This window comes from Martinezella sp. CNPSo 3957, assembly GCF_057784395.1.
The window spans coordinates 127,437-144,956 of sequence record NZ_JBXSOU010000014.1; the positions used below are offsets into that span (position 1 = coordinate 127,437).

Sequence of the window (17,520 nt, forward strand, 5' to 3'; positions counted from 1 at the left end):
ACGGAACATCAAGCGGCGCTCAATTTGCAAAAGAAGCGTTTTTTGGGCAGATAATTTCCGCAGATATGCGTTTTATGCATTGCTGCATTGCGCAATCGCCCATTTATCAATCGGTAGAATCTGGTAAAACATAATCATCGAGGCGGCGATCTCCTCCTCCCAATGCCGTCCGATATGGATCAGCAACTCTCCTCCTCCCAGTTGCTGATCAGGTTCAAAAGCCCGACGCACCTCCTCCCGCGTCGGGCTTTTTATTTTTCCAGACTTTTTCAAAAGATCGATGAGATTATTGTGCGGCTCGCAACGCTGTCGAGCTGAGCGCTGAGCGTGGTCCGTGGATAAAGGTCCAGGCCGGCGCCCGCTTCTTCCAGAGTACGCGAGCATCATCTTCGTCGACGCGTGCGTAGTGGAAGGTCTTTGCCATCTTGGCCGAGAGGTAGGAGAGCGTCGATCCCGGCCGGTCGATAACGGCGATCGGGAAGGTTTGCGCGATTTCCTGCCACTTCTGCCAGCGATGGAACGTGTTCAGGCTGTCGGCGCCCATGATCCAGATGAAGTGGACATGGCGGTTGCGCGCCTTCACATGCGCCAGCGTATTGGCCGTGTAGCTCATGCCCAGCGTCTGTTCGAAGGCTGTCACCTTGATACGCGGATTGTGGAGAATCTGCTCGCTGAGCGCGATGCGCTCGGCAAGCGGCGCCAGATGATTGCGGCTCTTCAACGGGTTGCCCGGCGTTACCATCCACCAAAGCTGATCAAGGCCCAGCCGGCGGATGGCGATCTCGGCGACGAGCGCATGGCCTTCATGCGGCGGGTTGAATGAGCCGCCGAAAAGACCGACCACCATGCCGCGCTCGGCATGGGGCATGCGCAGATAGTGTTGATCAACCTCTTCTTTCAGCACGTCAGGGCCGTATCTGTCCGGTGCCGCGAACGCGATATTTGAAGGAGGTGAGCTGCTCGACGCCAACAGGACCGCGCGCATGCATCTTGCCGGTGGCGATGCCGATTTCCGCGCCCATGCCGAATTCGCCGCCATCGGCAAATTGCGTCGAGGCATTGTGCAGCAGGATCGCCGAGTCGATCTCCGTGAAGAAGCGCTCGACGATAGCGGGATCCTCGGCAATCACGGCCTCGGTGTGGTTCGACGAATATTTACCGATATGCTCGATCGCGCCGGAAATGCCATCGACCAAGGCCACCGAGATGATCGCGGCCAGATATTCCGTTGTCCAGTCTTCTTCCGTTGCCGCCTTCAGGCCGGGTGCAAGCTGCAGCACATCGGCCGAACCGCGAATTTCGCAGCCTGCCGCGGCAAGTCCGTCGAGCAGTGGCTTCAGATGGGTGGAGGCAACCTTCTTGTCGACCAGCAGCGTTTCGGCAGCGCCGCAGATGCCCGTGCGGCGCATCTTGGCGTTGACGACGATGGATTTCGCCATGTCCAGATCGGCCGAGGCATCGATATAGATGTGGCAAAGGCCTTCAAGATGGGCAAAGACCGGCACACGCGCTTCGGTCTGGACGCGTCCCACAAGGCTCTTGCCGCCGCGCGGCACGATAACGTCGATATTGCCCTCGAGGCCGCGCAGCATGGCGCCGACGGCAGCGCGATCGCTGACAGGCACGAGCTGGATGGCATGTTCCGGCAGGCCTGCCGCCTTCAACCCTTCGACCAGGCATTCATGAATCGCCTGCGAGGAGCGGCGCGAATCACTGCCGCAACGCAGGATCACCGCATTGCCGGCCTTGAGGCACAGCGCGCCGGCGTCGGCTGTCACGTTCGGTCTGCTTTCGAAGATAACGCCGATGACGCCAAGCGGCGTGCGGACGCGCTCGATCTTCAGGCCGTTCGGGCGGTCCCAGGCAGCGATGACTTCGCCGACGGGATCGGCGAGGGCAGCAATGGCGCGAATGCCCTCGGCCATCTCGGCGACGCGCTTGTCGTTCAGCGTCAGGCGATCGACGAAGGAGGCAAGCATATCGGTGCCTTCGACGTCTTTCAGGTCTTTGGCGTTTTCAGCGAGGATATGATCCTTGCGGGCCAAAATGGCATCCGCCATGGCATTCAAAGCCTTGTTCTTGCTCTCAGTCGAAGCAAAGGCCAGAGGTCGCGATGCAGCCCGGGCCTTGCGGCCGATATCGTTCATCAGCGCGTCGATGTCGGGGCTTTGTGCGACTGTATCAAGCATGAGCTTCATCCTTCTTCGATTTCTCGGCCTTCGTCTTGACGGATGACGTCATGACAAGGTCGTCACGATGCACCATGGCGGCGCGGCCGGCATAGCCGAGGATGGCCTCGATCTCAGCCGATTTGCGGCCGGTGATCTGGCGGGCCTCTTCGGCATCGTAGCTGACAAGGCCGCGGGCGATCTCCCGGCCGGAGGGGCCGATGACAGCGACGGTGTCACCGCGGCTGAAATGGCCGACGACGCGGCGCACACCGGCGGGCAGCAGGCTCTTGCCGGCGCCAAGGGCGGTCACGGCGCCATCGTCGACATGCAATTCGCCGGCCGGCTGCAGCTGCCCGGCAATCCAGGTCTTGCGGGCGGCAACGGGCGTACCCGATGGGGCAAACCAGGAGGAGCGGGCGCCGCTTTCGATTGATTTCAGCGGCCGGTCGGTCTTGCCGGATGCAATAATCATGGCGCAGCCGGCGCCGGTTGCGATCTTGCCGGCATCGATCTTGGTGCGCATGCCGCCACGCGACAGCTCGGAAGCGGCACCACCGGCCATGGCTTCGATCTCGGGCGTGATTTCGGCGATCGTATCGAGGAATTTTGCCTGCGGGTCGAGATGCGGTGGCGCTGTATAGAGCCCGTCGATATCCGACAACAGCACCAGCAGATCGGCGCCGGTCATGGTTGCGACGCGGGCCGCGAGGCGGTCATTGTCGCCATAACGGATTTCGCTGGTCGCGACCGTATCGTTCTCGTTGATGATCGGCACGGCGCCGATCTTCAGGAGCTGGTTTATGGTGGCGCGGGCGTTGAGGTAACGGCGGCGCTCTTCGGTGTCGCCGAGCGTCAGCAGGATCTGGCCGGCGACGATATTGTCATGCGACAGGCTTTCCGACCAGGCGCGGGCAAGCGAGATCTGGCCGACAGCCGCCGCCGCCTGGCTTTCTTCCAGCTTCAGCGCACCGAAGGGCAGGTCGAGCACGGAGCGGCCAAGCGCGATTGCGCCCGAGGAGACCACCAGGACATCGATGCCCTTGGCCTTCAGTGCGGCGATATCGGCGCACATGCCGTCGAGCCAGGATTTTTTCAAGCCGGTCTTGCGATCAACCAGGAGAGCGGAGCCGATCTTGATGACGATGCGGCGGTAGCGGTCGAGCGGCTTGCGGGCAGTCATCCCTGATGATCCCCGTCTTCGCTACGCTCATCAGCGCCTTCATCGTCGGCGGCCTGCATGTCGCGGTGCCGCACTTTCAGCGACTTTGCCGGCTTGTCCGCTTCGCCGGCATTGGCTTCGACGATCACGTCGCGCAGCGCGCGCAACACTTCCGTCATGCCGCGACCGGTGACGGCGGAAATCTGGAAGGGTGTTCTGCCACAGGCTCGCGCCAGTTCGCGCGTCTTCTTCTTCAGCGTTTCTTCGTCCACCACGTCGATTTGCGAGAGAGCGACGATTTCAGGCTTGTCGGGGATACTGTTGCCGTAAGCTTCGAGCTCGTGCTTCACAGTCTTGTAGGCCTGGCCGACCTTTTCCTCCTGGGCGGAAACCAGATGCAGCAGCACGCGGGTGCGCTCGACATGGCCGAGGAAGCGGTCTCCGATGCCGACGCCTTCATGGGCGCCCTCGATCAGGCCGGGAATGTCGGCGAGAATGAATTCCTGCCCATCGATGGTGGCGACGCCGAGATTGGGATGAAGCGTCGTGAACGGATAATTGGCGATCTTCGGCCGGGCACGGCTAACAGCGGCGAGAAAAGTCGATTTTCCAGCATTCGGCAGACCGACGAGGCCGGCATCGGCGATTAGCTTCAGCCGCAGCCAGATGGTCTTTTCTTCGCCCGGCAGGCCGGGATTGGCCCAATCGGGCGCCTGATTGACCGAGGATTTGAAATAAGCGTTGCCGAAGCCGCCATTGCCGCCGGCCGCAAGGCGGAAACGCTGGCCTTCCTGCGTGATGTCGCAGATCAGGGTTTCGCCATCTTCTTCGAAAATCTGCGTGCCGACAGGCACCCTCAGCGTCACGTCTTCACCCTTGGCGCCGGCGCGGTTCCTGCCCATGCCGTGCGTGCCAATCGTAGCCTTGAAATGCTGCTGGTAGCGGAAGTCGATCAGCGTATTGAGACCGTTGACGGCTTCGACCCAGACATCACCGCCGCGGCCGCCATCGCCGCCATCCGGGCCGCCGAATTCGATGAATTTCTCGCGCCGGAAGGAGACGCTGCCCGCGCCGCCGTCGCCTGAGCGAATATAGACTTTTGCTTCATCGAGAAATTTCATCTTACGTCCGTCACCCGGTGTCGGCGCATATCCCTTCGGATCGAATGGGATTCACAAAAGCCTATGCGCTCTTTTCAATGTCTGCCGCTCCTTCTGCATCCAAAAGACACATCGGGCGGCGTTTGCCCGTCATGTCGCCTTCGATATAGGCGCTTCGGGCTGAGGTCAAAGAATATCGTGCGGCTCCAGTGCCATAAAGGGGCGGAACCGCATGATTGGTATGACGGCCATCGCCGAACGGGTGGGCGATGGCCAATTTTCAGGGTCTTAAGCCGCCTGCGAGAGCCGCAGCGCACCCGGCCTCAACACGGTTTCGATGTGCGGAACCATGGTGTTGCGGGCAAAGCTGTAGATCTCCGAGCAACCCGTGATCTCGAAGCCGAGCTTCTGCTGCAGCTTCAAGGATGCCGGGTTGTCGGCGAAGGCGCCGGAATAGACGGCGACGTCGGGCATGCGGCGAGCAAAACGTTCGAGCGCAGCCTTGACCGCTTCGGTCATGATGCCTTGCCGCCAGTAGAAGCGGTTCAGCCAATAACCGAGGTGCCAGCGGCCGTGGCGAAGCTCGATGCCGACGCAGCCGATATGGGCATCATCCCGCTCGGTGATAGCGAGCTCCCAATCGACACCGAGGCCGGAGGTGTGCTCGACCAGCCAGTCGAGCGCATCCTGCCGGTCATAGGGCGCGGGAACGCGGGCCAGCATGCGGGTGACGGCGAAATCCGAAAGCGATTCCGCAATCATATCGGCATCGCTGAGCCGGTGCGGGCGCAGCGTCAGTCGGCCGGTCTGGATGACCGGCGCCGGTCCCGGCATCAGGATTCGGGCATCGCGGCGGGCGAGGGCGAGAGCGTTCATCTCATGCCTCCCCAGCTGCGCAACGAGATCCAGGTCTTGCGATCGAGCCTGTACCATTCGACCGGAACGGTGCTGCCGAGTGCCAGAGATGCGGCAAGGCCTGATCCCTGGAACTGGAAGCCGCACTTCTGGACGACGCGCCTTGATGCGACGTTCGTTACCCGGCAGCGGGCATCGATCTGCGCGACGTTCTCACGTGTGCGGAAGACCATGTCGATGAGGGCATGGGCCGCTTCCGTGGTATAGCCCTGGTTCCAGTGGGGCTCGCCCAGCCAATACCCGATCTCGACCGTGTTCGGATCGCCCGTGGGTTCGACCCCGCAGCAACCGAGAAAGGCGCCGTTGTCGGCTTTGGTAATGGCATAGACGCACTTGCCAATCTCGCCAAGCTTCGTGCGTCGCACGAAATCGGCGGCATCGGCGGTCGTATACGGGTGCGGCATACGCGATACCATTGTGGCGACGTTGGCGTTGTTGGCGAGATGGGCAAGGGCGTCGATGTCTTCTTCGTGGGGCGCGCGCAGAACGAGCCTTTCCGACAGTAAGACAGGGCAATCGGTCCTTAACCGCTCCGGCCTCAGCCGCTCTTCGGGAGACCTCGATTGGTCTTCCCTTAACAATTCGCCTTGCATGGTTCAGTCCTCCTTGGTTGAGGGTAAAGAAAAAGGGGAGATGGCGCCCCATCTCCCCTGTTTTCTGGACTGAACCTGATGCGGTCAGCCGGGTCGATGAGACGCCGGCTGTTTTAGAGCGCTACCGGCTTATTCCGCTGCTTCCGCTTTCGGCATTACAGACACGTACACGCGGCCATTGGCCTTCGTACGGTAGTTCACGTTGCCCGCCGTAAGCGCAAAAATCGTGTGATCCTTGCCGAGGCCAACGTTGGAACCCGGGTGCCACTGCGTGCCGCGCTGACGCACGATAATGTTGCCTGCGATGACGGCTTCGCCGCCGAACTTCTTCACGCCAAGGCGCTTGGATTCGGAATCGCGACCGTTGCGCGAGGAACCGCCAGCTTTTTTGTGTGCCATTGGAGTTCTCCTTTAAACCTTGATCCCGTTACTTACTTGGCAGCCACGATGTCCGTGATGCGGACAACCGTGTGATGCTGGCGATGGCCGCGCGAACGCTTCGAGTTCTGACGACGGCGCTTCTTGAAGGCGATGACCTTCTTGCCGCGGTTGTGCTCGACCACTTCGGCCTTGACGGAAGCGCCCTTGACGAAGGGAGCACCAATCGCAGCGTCGGCGCCTTCGCCGATAACGAGGACTTCGGTGAATTCAACGGTGCCGCCGGCGGTGACTTCGAGCTTCTCGATGGTCAGCACGTCGTTAGCTGCCACACGGTACTGCTTACCGCCGGTCTTGATGACTGCGAACATTTTTTATCCTTTCATGTTCGTTCCGGCTCTCTCGCCATAGTGGCGAGCGGCCGTCTTTTTATCAGTCGAAACTTAGCAGGAATTCCAAAGGCCTGAGGCCTTGTAAAAGATCTGCCGGTGAAACCCTGCGCGAAGCAGGGCAGGCAAGGCGCGGACTTATCCACACCTATTGCGTCGCACGGGATATATAAGCGCCCCTGATCTGTCAAGGCAAAAGGATGAAAAGCTTTCACATTCGCCCTTGCCATCCCCCTCGTCTGTCGCTATGAGACAGCCCGCGCCGAATAAGCGCCGACCAGCATAACCGGAGAGGTGGCAGAGTGGTCGAATGCACCGCACTCGAAATGCGGCATGCCTGCAAGGGCATCGTGGGTTCAAATCCCACCCTCTCCGCCATAAACGTGTGTATTATCATACGCTTATGATGCTGTGTCTGCGGCAAGCGTCGCGGGTTTTTACTCTTTGCGATCACAATTGATCACAGGGCCACGTTGAAGGCACTTGCCCGGCACGCCTGCTTCTCGGAATTCAACTCAGATTTTGGATTGCCCCGCACTGACAATCATGGATGCGGATTTAACATGTTCGTCGCAACATGTTAAAGAAATCGAGTTTTTTTAACTTATCGAGTCGCTCATGTTAAATCCGTCCTATCAGCTTCCCGATCTGACATCGCTTCATGGCTCGGAGACCACTCGATTTCCTTTGCAATGAATCCAATCGAACTGTTCTGTTGCGCGTGGCCGCCACAAAGGGCCTCCATATGCCCGACGCATCCCCAGCAATCATCCCCGTGTTCAAGGAAAGTGGGTCTCCTTCGAGATCGAGTTGCCTTTGGCATGTGGCGCAGCGTCCAATCATCGTTTCTCCAGACGTTGCAGGTGCCAGTAGCGATTGAAATACGAATGGCCTGTCGGCTAGGCGGCTTTCGGCCTACCATTCTGACGCGGGCGGTAATGCGCATGCATTAAGAGCGGGTCGCGTTGGCTTGCATGCAACAACATCTTGACGGCATGGCTAACCGGAGCGCCGGCACGATAATTTTTCCAAGTGCGGAGGGTGACTCCAAGGAAGTCCGCTGCCTCGTTATTCGAGAGCCCTATTGCTTCCTGCCATTTCCGCAAACCTCGGCGTTAAAATCGCGTTGGTCTTCGGCGATCTGAAAAAGGTGATAGGCATCGATCGCCAAATCATCGTCGGCCCATTCGACTGTCGCGCCACAGTCGGTGACTTCGGCGGTTTTCCAGACATCGGGAGACTTGAGCGGGGCGAGCAATTCGCCGCCGGTCGCAATCCAGCCGATAAGGTTTGCGGAGGATTCTGCACCACCCTTCCACTTGATTGCCAGCGTCATGTTTGACGTTGGCGTTATGCTTTCAATTCGCGGCATATCCATGTCTGTTTCCTTTCCTCAAGCGAATGGAAAGCGGGGATTGGTCCGATTCCACTCGGCGGCAATAGCTGCCTTGTTCTTTGCTGCCCACTCGAGGGCGGTGTCTTGTGCCTTGCGTGCGAGCTTACCACGCAGGATTTCCGGTGTCGTGATCTCCACCAATGCATCCCCATCGGGGTGAGAATGTGGAAATGCGGTTCGCGGGGATACGCTCGTCGTCGTTCGGCGCGCGACTTTCGGCAAATCAGGTGGACGGCATGGAAGTCATTCTTGCCGCGTAGCGTGCCGCGCCGTCTGATGTGCGCTGGTTGCCTGCGGCGCGTTGCAGCGCATGGATGACTAAGAGTGAGTGAAGCCAGACCCGGATTGCGGGGTTTGCCAATCGGAAACGCACCCGCTGTGTCGCGCCCGATATGACTTAGCAGACCAACGATGTCCTGGGTGAGACTTTCAGCCGCTGGCCGATCTCCGTGAGATGCGTTTCTGGGGGCAGATTGGCGAGCTACGGCAGCAGCCTGTCGGTAGCAACGGGTCCTGAGCGCAATGGCATGGTCAGCGACATCGGGAACGCTGAGCGGCGCTCTTCCCAGCTCGCGTATAGTCAAGCCGCCATTCACCTTCGAAGGTCAGGTGGACGACAGGCAGGCTCTCGGAGAAGATTGTCGTCATCGATCATTCCCGAAGGTTGGTAGGAAGTCGAGGTCATCATCCGATGATGCCGGAACAGATCGGACTGTCTTGAGGTCACCGATCTCGATCCCCACGGTGCGTGCCACGACTAGGGATTTTTCGAGCTGGCAGCTTGGCTTGCCGGCTTCCAGTTCAACGATGAAGCGCTCGCCCGTGCCGGAACGAGCGGCAAGCTCGATCTGGGTCCAGCCCATGGCTTTGCGTTTCTCTCGAACGGCGGCGCCGAACTCCCGTGCAGACCTGTACATCGAACAACTCCTGAATCGTCTTACCGTACAGGAAGCTTCTTCCGAAAATAATGCCCAGTCTTACCGATCGGGAAGTTCGATGACAAGAACGTTAAAATCACCCCGATCGGGAAGTTTTATCTTCTCAGTTGGTCAATCCTGATCTGACATCGCCTATGGCTGAGAACCCATCGAGGTCTTCAAGGCACTCACTCTCGCGCACAGATCGCTCGCTAAGTTGAAGGGGCGAGTGGTCGCAATACCCAATCCAGGAATTCTAATCGACACGCTTGTATTGCAAGAGGCAAAAGCGAGCTCGGAGATCGAAAACATCGTCACCACCACCCAGGATGGGTTGTTTCAGGCGGACTTATTTCAAGAGGGTTGGCGTCTCAAGCAGCAAAGGAAATTGCGTTATATCGTGATGCTCTCAAATTTGGCTTTGACAAGCTTCGGCAGACCGATGGCGTGATTACCAACGCGACTATCCTCTGTATGTTTCAGCTTCTCAAACGGCAGACGGGTGGTTTCGCTAGACGCCAGGCACAGCGCTCAGAAACGATCAGTCGACACGCTAATCCTCCGGAAACCGATAGATCACGTCTGTGAAAGATCCCGTCGGAAACACGTAGAAGAATTTCAGGTTGGCGGACGCTTCGTTGCGGATGCCATGTTCGGCGTTGCCGGGGATGAAGACGGTCGTGCCGGGCTTCACCGTCGTCTCCTGGCCGTCGATCTGGACGATGCCAGTTCCCTCGAAGACGAAGTAAATTTCCGATGGGTCGTGGCGATGCGGCTTGAGTTCGCCGCCCAAGGCGAGGTCCGCGATGCCGGCGCTCATGCTGTCGGTGGGGGTGATGTCGCTGCTAAGCAGCGTGTGCCAGGAGATGGAGCCATGGACAGGATCGTTCCATCCGTCGCGTGGGCGTTGTTCCGCAGTGGTGATAACGGCTTGCGATCGCTTTGTCATTTTGCCTCCGGACGGTGGGTCGGCAACCATGCGGAACGGTGTCACAACCGTGGAGAATGTCAATCGGAGCCGCATTCAATCAGCTGACATCCGCCGCCGTTCGCCGGTCTTCAATGGCATTTCCAAAGCACCATGTGGCGGTAGGTGGACTGTAGTCGAGCTACGTCGTGGTTGACAGAAGCGAGAAGATTTTCTCGCTTCCGCATTTTGCTTCGGATTTGGTCCCGAACCGTGATGCTCAGGTTCGTCGCAGAAAATCCGCGATCAGGCCCGAGATGGTTTCCGGCGCGTCTTCGAAGCAATAATGGCCGACACCCGGAAGCCGCTCAACCGGGGCTGATGGGAACAGGGCGGAAAAGAGCGGCAGGAAATGCTCCGCATGCAGCGTCCTGTCCGCCTCGCCCCAAATGGCGAGCGCCGGCTTGCCACGGATGATGCGCTCGGCGGCCGGATCGGGTACTTCGAATTGGTGAGCGCCGGTCGCGAAGCCTTTTGCCCAGCCCAGTGCGCCGAGACACTCGGCCGCCGTGGCAAAAGGTGCGCCATAAGCATCGAGCCATGCGTCATCGATGATGGCGTTGTTTTCGAAACCGTTGAGCTTGAGCGTGCTGAGAATGTTGTAACCGAGATGGTCGAGCACCGGCTCCAGCGTGCCGTCGGCCTCGGCCTTCATGATCCATTGAAACCACGGGGAGACGGCGGCATTTGCAACACCTCGCTCCATACTGTCGGGCTGACCGAAGGGCGTTGGCCCATTTGCCGAGATGATGCGGCGGATGCGCTCAGGATGACGGGCTGCAAGGCCCATGCCCACGGGGCCGCCGAAATCATGCATCACCAGCGTGATATCCATAAGGTCGAGCGCGAGCACGAAGGCCTCCAGATTGGCGATATGATCCTGCAGCCAATAGCTGCGCCCTTCAGGCGTTTCGCTTTTGCCAAAGCCCATATGGTCGGGAACGACGACACGATGCATTCGGCTCAGCGTCGAGATCAGATGGCGAAACAGATAGCCCCACGTCGGCTCGCCGTGCAGGCAGAGGATGATCTCGCCATCGCGAGGCCCTTCATCGACATAATGCATCCGGAAGCCGGGTGCCTCGGTGAAATGCGGTGCGAAGGGGAATGTGCCGGCGAATGTTTCATTGGCAGGAATCACGGTTGTCTCCGAATGTGGTTTTAATTTGAAACCATGATTGCGTATCTCTTGTGGTTTTAGTTTGCAACCGATATATTCCGAAAGGCGCTGCAGCCGCATCTTGCTGCGACGCGAATGATGACAGGTGAGCAAGCGAGGGCACGGCGGTATGGCCAAGAGAGTAAGCCACAAGGATTCCATGTGCGGAGTGGCGCGGCCGCTGGATGCGATTGGCGATTGGTGGTCGCTGTTGATCGTCCGCGATGCCTTCGACGGGCTGCGCCGGTTCGGTGAGTTTCAGAAGAGCCTGGGGCTTGCCAAGAACATCCTCTCGGCCCGGCTGCGCAATCTCGTTGCCCACGGTATTCTCGACACAGTGCCAGCCGCCGATGGCAGCTCCTACCAGGAATATGTGCTGACGCAGAAGGGCCGCGGCCTGTTTCCGCTGCTGGTCGCCCTTCGCCAATGGGGCGAGGATTTCTTCTTCGAGCCCGATGAGCCGCATGTGACGCTCGTCGACAGAGCGTCGAACCTACCCGTGCGGCGGCTGGAACTGCGAGCACAGGATGGGCGGATGCTTATGGCGGAGGATACCGTGATCGTGGTGCCGGCACCCGCGGACGAGCGCGAATAAATCAGCCGGCGAAAATCTCGCAAGTCCTTCATCGGAAACCACCGGGTGGCGGGCCGCGCTTGTGCATAAGGAAGAGAAGAGGGATCAGCGCCGTTCGAGGGTGGCCAGGTGGATTAGGCCGGCGCGCCGGCTTTCAATCAATAGTTCGGTCACGGCCGAACTATTGCAAGCGTCATCTCGGCTACACTGGAACTCTCAAAGGAGAGTTTGCAATGTTGATGAACACAGCCAAATTCAACGCCGCCGAGACCGATCACGAGCATATCGAAATCAAGCCCAGCGTGCTTTATGTTGGTACTCCCGTCGTGCTGATTACGAGCCTCAATCCTGACGGCACGACGAATATCTCGCCGATGTCCTCGTTTTGGGCCCTATATGACCGGGTCGTTCTGGGTCTGACATCGACCAGCAAGGGCCGGGAAAATCTCCTGCGCGAGCGTCAGCTGGTGCTGAATTTTCCGTCGCCGGAGCTGTGGCCGAAGGTCGAGGCGATCGCGCCGACCACGGGCCGCGATCCTGTTCCCCCGCATAAGGAAAAGATCGGCTATCGTTTCGAGGCCGATAAATTCGATGTGGCCGGCTTCACGCCGCAGACCGCCGATCTCGTGCGGCCTCTGCGCATCGCAGAATGTCCGATCCAGTTCGAGGCGGAGGTGGTGGCGGCGCATCCTCCCGGTGCGGAATGGCCCGCCGAGCGTCCCGAAAGCTTCTCCATCGTCGAAGCGAAGGTCCTCCGCGTCCACGCACACAAGGATATCGTTGTCGCTGGCACCAACCATATCGATACCAGCACGTGGAGCCCGCTGTTTTACGTGTTTCGACATTATTTCGGCACCGGGCCGGATCTCGGCCGCACTTTCAAAGCCGACAGATGATGCATTCAATTTCAGAATGATGCCTATATGAGACATTACAGGCCGCACCTGAAGTTGTCGGCAACCGCGCGGGTCATTCGTGTCGTTCGGTCCGCGCCTCACAGAGCGTACGTGCAATTTTCACGCACGCAATGTCTGAAATTCAGCTAACCTTTGCGAGTCGTGGGCCGCCTTCTGGCCGCCCACCACAACCCCGCAAGCGCAATTTTCCTCAAAGCGCCGAGACGCTGACCGGCGACGGCTTCAAATCTTCAGCCAATGGCGGGATAGTCAATGAAGATCGATGCCTTGCACAGGCAATGAGCGATCCAGCCCCCCCGCTAAAAATGCTTCTTTGACTCTCAGTTGATTGACGAAAGAGCGACTGCCGCGAACGCCGTTAATCCAGCGAAAATCAGCAGCAGTTTCGTCATAATGAGTTGCGCAAGCTTTCGCTTTTCTGTGTCGGTCACGTTCTTCTCGCTTCGAAAAAATAACTGCTCAGAAAGCCCTATTGTGCCGCAATTGGAATAATAGTGTCGCTTAGTGTGCGAAAATAGCACCAAGGATACGCCCTGGCTATAGGTGCGTTGCTAGGGATGGTGTTGGGGAGTGTTTACTTGTCGTGCGCAGGCGCGCACCTCATAAGAAGTCGATACTTTTGCATGCGAAAATCAATATCTGCGTCATCGTTGCGTTTGGCGCGCGGGTCATTGCGTACATGCGCCCTCGCTGGAAATGCTCTTTCGAACCACTCTCAGCTGAGCTCCTTTGGAACAAAGACATTTCCACCAGGAGTGCCCCGGTTCCCTGGCCGGCCGAAGCCGGGGTTCAACCGCCGGCGGCTGGAGCGCAACCAAATTGGCTGCCGATTAGCAGCTGTCGGTTTGACAAACTTTGCCAACATCACGTAACCTGCTGGCACTATGGAGGCTCGAATGGCGACGATGAATGTATCTCTTCCCGACCCCATGAAAGATTGGGTCGAGGCGCAAGCAAAGACTGGGCGATATTCGAATGCTAGTGATTATGTCCGCGACTTGATTCGTAGGGACCAAGCCCGTAGCGATAAGATTGTCGCCATGCAGCGTTTTGTTGATGACGGTCTTAAAAGCGGCGTCGGCAGCCGATCGAAGAATGAACTCTTTGCTGCGGCCGTCGAGCGCGGAGAAACAACGCGCGGCGACAGGTAATGCGTTTCAGCCTTTCAGTTGAAGCGGAAGAGGACATTATTGCGATCGCCGAACAAGGCGTACGCATGTTTGGAACCGCTCAGGCTAGACGTTACCATGATGACTTGTTTGCTGTGCTTGATCTAATCGCTGCCAACCCGCGAATGGCTCGTGAGCGGGAAGAGATTTCGCCGCCGGTCAGAATTTATCCTTTCAAAGCCCATCTTATTGTCTATCGGATTGAGGGGGGCGCGGCAATTTTCGTGATCCGAATACGCCATGGACATGAAGACTGAGTCGGCGATTCAGTTTAGGCTCTCGCTGAGCGGACGAATAAGCATCGTTGTGTCAGAGACATTAAGGCGTGGCCGTGATGTGTATTAGCCTATCTGGCGTTGTCTAAATAGTCGTATCCTGCGGCTTTAATTGGGTGGGGCGGAGTTCTAATCCCGCCGAGTGCGAGACAATTTTATTCAATTGCTGAACGTCGGTGTTGCAGATTTTACACGCATATCTGAAAACGAGCGTGTGAGTCACCCATGTTCTTGCTACTTTTTGCTGTACTTTTTTAGAAATCTGCTATTGAGCTGATCAGGCCCATGATCGGCTACGCCACCCTGTGGTGAATCTTCCTGATTTTTGACCGACATGCCGATTGAGCAAGGTGCGCCTTGCGCAAGCGGATGGCTTTGACTTGGTAGTTCGTATGTCCCCCGCAATTAAGTCTTTCTCCTTTAAGACCTTCACCTCTGTCGCGCTCCTTTCTTCGGCGCTGGTTGCATTTTCCGCGACCGCGCAGGAACAGCCCGCTCCGGCGGCTGCCAATATGTCGTCCGGCGCCGGTTCTGCTCCGAGCGCGGCCCCTCAAACAGAAGAACAAAAGCAAGCACCTCAGGCGCGGGTGCAGAAGTTCGATGACTGGTACTATCGCTGCATCGACGGCAAGGCGGTGGACGGTTCGGCGACGACGAACTGCGAAGTTGCGCAGATCGCAACGGTCAAGCAGGGCGACCAGGATGTGAACATATTGACGCTGGCGGTTGCCAAGGTGGCGGCTCCTGCCGCAACGGACAAGAAGGCGGCAAAGCAGCCTGCCAGTGAACTGGTGTTGACCACGCTCGTACCGCTTAATATGTACATTCCCGCCGGGCTTAGCATCGATGTGGCAGACAAACCTGTCGTCCAGTTGGCCTACCGCAACTGCAACCAGGCCGGCTGCTGGGCGCAGCAGAAGCTGGACGCCAAGATGGTGTCGGCCCTTTCCAAGGCTGCGGATGGCACTGGCCATGTGCAGATGATGAATGGCCAGAAGGTCAACATCAAGTTCTCGCTGAAGGGATTGTCGGCGGCGCTCGATGCGCTGCAGAAGGCTGCTTCGAACTGACCGGGGCGGACCCTATGACGTCAATCTCGCGCTCGACCGCCGCCATAGGTGGGCTTCTGGCAGCGGTTCTCGCGGCTTCGGCTGCGGCCGCGCAGACGCCGAACGACGACTTCGCGCGCCGGCAGGCACAGGAAGCAGAGCAGCAGCGGCTGCAGAGCTTGGGCCAGATGACGCCCAAGCCTTCTCCGGTCGAGGTTCAGCAGCCGGCGACGGGCGGCGGCAAGGCTGGCCCATGCTTTGCCATCACCCATATCGAGGTCGAGGGCGTCAGGCAGTTTTCGGTGCGCGCGATCGACAAGGTCACGGCTCCTTACGCGAACCGCTGTGTGGGCGTCGGCGAGATCAATGCACTGCTGCGCGACCTCACGCATCTCTATCTCGACAAGGGGTTTGTCAGCTCCCGTGTCTATGTGCCGGCGCAGGATATCGCCAAGACCAAGGTGCTGCGCCTCGTTGCCGTCGAAGGCACGCTTGCCGACATCTACATCAACGGCAAGCCAGTTTCGGGTTTCGGTGCGCCGGGCTCCGGCGTGATCGCCACGGCCTTTCCCGGCATGAAGGGCGAGATCACCAATCTGCGCGATATCGAGCAGGGCCTCGACCAGATCAATCGCCTGACCTCCAACAATGCCAAGACGGCGATGCTGCCCGGCAAGACGGATGGCACCTCGATCCTCAATATCGAGAACAAGCCCAACCATCCCTGGCACCTGTCATTCGGCAACAGCAATCTTGGCCAGGAGCAGACCGGTTATTCCAAGAGCTCGGCTTCGATCGGCTATGACGGCCTTTTTGGCATCAACGATCAGTGGAATTTCGGCTACGAGCATACCGGTCCGGATTATCCCTGGCGCGATGACGGCCATGGCAAGAGCAACAGCTATTCCGGCAATGTCAGCGCGCCCTACGGCTATTGGACCTTTTCCGCCAATGGCTCCTGGTACGAGTATGACAGTTCCGTTCCGGGCAATTTCGGCACGCTGCAGACCTCGGGCGACAGCAAGCAGGTCGGCGTCGGCGCCGATCGCGTGATCTTCCGCGACAAGGATTCGATCACCACCTTCAACAGCGGTCTGACCTACAAGGAAACCAACAATTTCCTGCTCGGCAACCGGATCGAGGTCGGCAGCCGTAAATACACGGTCGGCGATCTCGGCCTCTCGCATTCGCGCCGCATGCTGGGCGGCCTCTGGGTTTTCGATCTCTCCTATAGCCAGGGGCTCAACCTCTTTGACGCTGTCGCTCCCGGCGATGCCGGCGCGGGCAACGCAGATCCCCGCTTTTCGAAGTTCACGGGCACGATCACTCTGACGCGGCCCTTCGAAGTGGCTGAGCAGCGCTTCGAGATCAATTCAATCGTCACCGGGCAATATTCCCCCGACAATCTGTTCGGGGCCGAGCAGATCTCGGTCGGCGGATATTCCTCGGTGCGCGGCACGCGCGAGACGATGCTTTACGGCAATAACGGCTTCTTCATCCGCAACGATCTCGTCTGGCGGACGCAGCCATTTGCCGACAATGCCGAGCTGGCGAAGATGCTTGGAGAGTTCAGGCCCTATGTCGGTCTCGACTACGGGCGGATCGCACGCCAGGCCCGCTACCAGATCGCAGGCGGCGACATGCTCGGCTGGACGATCGGCGCCAAGCTCGCCGGCGGCGATGTCAATTTCGATATGGGTTATTCGGATGTCTTTGGTGGCACGGTCGACCGTCGCGACTCCGGGCTCTTGTTTGTCAGTACGTCAGTGAGGTGGTGAAATGGGTGAGAAGATGAAGGAAAGTAGCAAAAAATTGCATCGCGGCGTGACCAGAGCTCTGCTTGCCGCTGCGCTTGTGGGTTCGACTGTCGTGGCCGGATGCACGACACAAGATCCACGCCTCACCGCAGCGCTTAGCACGGCCAGTATAGCTGATGTTCGCATCGAATCGGCGCCTGATCTGAGGATGGGATCACCGCTATTGAATGGTGACACGCGGGAATCTCAGGTAGCACTTGTGTCGCGTGTCCTGCAGCAAAGACTTGCAAAAGATCTGAAGGGCTATCCAGGGGGTAATATTCCCGCACGGTTGATTGTTACCCTTCACGATCTGGATGTCGCGTCGGCTCCTGGCAGAATTATCGCAGGTAACAACAGCTTTATCGATGGAACCGTCCGCCTCGAGGACATGCGCACAGGAAAACTGATCGCGCAGGCTCAGGAGATCCGCGCCAATGACATGACGGTCCGCGGGGACGGGTTAGCGCTTATTCCCGCGATGGTCATCAATGCGGCCGTCACCCCCAATCAGACCGCCGTGGCAACCCAACTGGCCGAGACGTTCATGAAGCAGGTGAAGACGTGGCTAACGCCACGGAAGTAGTCGATCGGAA

21 protein-coding genes and 1 tRNA gene are annotated in these 17,520 nt (G+C 58.7%); 9 read left to right on the top strand and 13 right to left on the bottom strand.

Annotation, left to right across the window (positions count from 1 at the left end):
• Nucleotides 1-286: 286 nt before the first annotated feature.
• The 8 genes from AC13QE_RS26035 to rplU form a co-directional block, all read right to left on the bottom strand.
• On the bottom strand, nt 287-868 hold the full coding sequence (locus AC13QE_RS26035; RefSeq protein WP_285175705.1) for a nicotinate-nucleotide adenylyltransferase: 582 nt from the start codon (nt 866-868) through the stop codon (nt 287-289).
• Between the two features lie 37 nt (nt 869-905).
• Nucleotides 906-2,189: a glutamate-5-semialdehyde dehydrogenase gene (locus AC13QE_RS26040; protein WP_488485866.1), complete on the bottom strand. Its 1,284-nt coding sequence runs from the start codon at nt 2,187-2,189 to the stop codon at nt 906-908.
• The gene (gene proB / locus AC13QE_RS26045) at nt 2,182-3,351 is read right to left on the bottom strand and encodes a glutamate 5-kinase (RefSeq protein ID WP_488485867.1); all 1,170 of its coding nucleotides are present in this window, start codon (nt 3,349-3,351) and stop codon (nt 2,182-2,184) included. Before proB ends, AC13QE_RS26040 begins: the two co-directional genes overlap by 8 nt.
• On the bottom strand, nt 3,348-4,451 hold the full coding sequence (obgE, locus tag AC13QE_RS26050; RefSeq protein ID WP_488485868.1) for a GTPase ObgE: 1,104 nt from the start codon (nt 4,449-4,451) through the stop codon (nt 3,348-3,350). Before obgE ends, proB begins: the two co-directional genes overlap by 4 nt.
• Before the next feature lie 267 nt (nt 4,452-4,718).
• Entirely contained in the window at nt 4,719-5,306 is a 588-nt protein-coding gene (locus AC13QE_RS26055; RefSeq protein WP_488485869.1) for a GNAT family N-acetyltransferase, read from the bottom strand.
• Nucleotides 5,303-5,938, bottom strand: coding sequence for a GNAT family N-acetyltransferase (locus AC13QE_RS26060; protein WP_488485870.1), 636 nt, complete (start codon nt 5,936-5,938; stop codon nt 5,303-5,305). The genes AC13QE_RS26055 and AC13QE_RS26060 overlap by 4 nt, the downstream gene beginning before the upstream one ends.
• 129 nt (nt 5,939-6,067) lie before the next feature.
• Nucleotides 6,068-6,337 carry a 50S ribosomal protein L27 gene (gene rpmA / locus AC13QE_RS26065; protein ID WP_004127267.1) on the bottom strand — a complete coding sequence of 90 codons (270 nt, stop codon included), beginning with the start codon at nt 6,335-6,337 and terminating at the stop codon, nt 6,068-6,070.
• Between the two features lie 32 nt (nt 6,338-6,369).
• Nucleotides 6,370-6,687 (bottom strand): 50S ribosomal protein L21, encoded by a 318-nt coding sequence (rplU, locus tag AC13QE_RS26070; protein ID WP_004127263.1) that lies wholly within the window; start codon nt 6,685-6,687, stop codon nt 6,370-6,372.
• A 306-nt stretch (nt 6,688-6,993) separates the two neighbouring features.
• On the opposite strand from rplU, the gene AC13QE_RS26075 reads away from it, so the two are divergent.
• Nucleotides 6,994-7,083: transfer RNA gene (locus tag AC13QE_RS26075), tRNA-Ser, on the top strand.
• Between the two features lie 703 nt (nt 7,084-7,786).
• On the opposite strand, the gene AC13QE_RS26080 is transcribed toward AC13QE_RS26075, so the two are convergent.
• The 3 genes from AC13QE_RS26080 to AC13QE_RS26090 form a co-directional block, all read right to left on the bottom strand.
• Nucleotides 7,787-8,083, bottom strand: a complete 297-nt coding sequence (locus AC13QE_RS26080) for a hypothetical protein (RefSeq protein WP_488485871.1) — start codon at nt 8,081-8,083, stop codon at nt 7,787-7,789.
• A gap of 15 nt (nt 8,084-8,098) precedes the next feature.
• Nucleotides 8,099-8,239 carry a hypothetical protein gene (locus AC13QE_RS26085; protein ID WP_488485872.1) on the bottom strand — a complete coding sequence of 47 codons (141 nt, stop codon included), beginning with the start codon at nt 8,237-8,239 and terminating at the stop codon, nt 8,099-8,101.
• A gap of 506 nt (nt 8,240-8,745) precedes the next feature.
• Nucleotides 8,746-9,018: a helix-turn-helix transcriptional regulator gene (locus AC13QE_RS26090; protein ID WP_488485873.1), complete on the bottom strand. Its 273-nt coding sequence runs from the start codon at nt 9,016-9,018 to the stop codon at nt 8,746-8,748.
• A 229-nt stretch (nt 9,019-9,247) separates the two neighbouring features.
• Between AC13QE_RS26090 and AC13QE_RS26095 the strand changes: the two genes are divergently transcribed.
• Complete coding sequence (locus AC13QE_RS26095) at nt 9,248-9,469, top strand: Fic/DOC family N-terminal domain-containing protein (RefSeq protein WP_488485874.1); 222 nt, start codon at nt 9,248-9,250, stop codon at nt 9,467-9,469.
• A gap of 102 nt (nt 9,470-9,571) precedes the next feature.
• On the opposite strand, the gene AC13QE_RS26100 is transcribed toward AC13QE_RS26095, so the two are convergent.
• On the bottom strand, nt 9,572-9,967 hold the full coding sequence (locus tag AC13QE_RS26100; protein ID WP_112435101.1) for a cupin domain-containing protein: 396 nt from the start codon (nt 9,965-9,967) through the stop codon (nt 9,572-9,574).
• 238 nt (nt 9,968-10,205) lie between these two features.
• On the bottom strand, nt 10,206-11,126 hold the full coding sequence (locus AC13QE_RS26105; protein WP_488485875.1) for an alpha/beta fold hydrolase: 921 nt from the start codon (nt 11,124-11,126) through the stop codon (nt 10,206-10,208).
• Nucleotides 11,127-11,274: 148 nt separating this feature from the next.
• Here AC13QE_RS26105 and AC13QE_RS26110 point away from each other — a divergent pair, with 148 nt between their 5' ends.
• From AC13QE_RS26110 to AC13QE_RS26140, 7 genes are all read left to right on the top strand, one after another.
• The gene (locus tag AC13QE_RS26110) at nt 11,275-11,739 is read left to right on the top strand and encodes a winged helix-turn-helix transcriptional regulator (RefSeq protein WP_488485876.1); all 465 of its coding nucleotides are present in this window, start codon (nt 11,275-11,277) and stop codon (nt 11,737-11,739) included.
• 212 nt (nt 11,740-11,951) lie between these two features.
• Nucleotides 11,952-12,614 (top strand): flavin reductase family protein, encoded by a 663-nt coding sequence (locus AC13QE_RS26115; RefSeq protein ID WP_488485877.1) that lies wholly within the window; start codon nt 11,952-11,954, stop codon nt 12,612-12,614.
• Between the two features lie 917 nt (nt 12,615-13,531).
• The gene (locus AC13QE_RS26120) at nt 13,532-13,786 is read left to right on the top strand and encodes a type II toxin-antitoxin system ParD family antitoxin (protein WP_488485878.1); all 255 of its coding nucleotides are present in this window, start codon (nt 13,532-13,534) and stop codon (nt 13,784-13,786) included.
• Entirely contained in the window at nt 13,786-14,061 is a 276-nt protein-coding gene (locus tag AC13QE_RS26125; protein ID WP_488485879.1) for a type II toxin-antitoxin system RelE/ParE family toxin, read from the top strand. The genes AC13QE_RS26120 and AC13QE_RS26125 overlap by 1 nt, the downstream gene beginning before the upstream one ends.
• Nucleotides 14,062-14,471: 410 nt before the next feature.
• Entirely contained in the window at nt 14,472-15,149 is a 678-nt protein-coding gene (locus AC13QE_RS26130; RefSeq protein ID WP_488485880.1) for an invasion associated locus B family protein, read from the top strand.
• A 14-nt stretch (nt 15,150-15,163) separates the two neighbouring features.
• Nucleotides 15,164-16,906, top strand: coding sequence for a ShlB/FhaC/HecB family hemolysin secretion/activation protein (locus tag AC13QE_RS26135; RefSeq protein ID WP_488485881.1), 1,743 nt, complete (start codon nt 15,164-15,166; stop codon nt 16,904-16,906).
• Between the two features lies 1 nt (nt 16,907).
• Complete coding sequence (locus AC13QE_RS26140) at nt 16,908-17,510, top strand: hypothetical protein (RefSeq protein ID WP_488485882.1); 603 nt, start codon at nt 16,908-16,910, stop codon at nt 17,508-17,510.
• Nucleotides 17,511-17,520 lie beyond the last annotated feature (10 nt).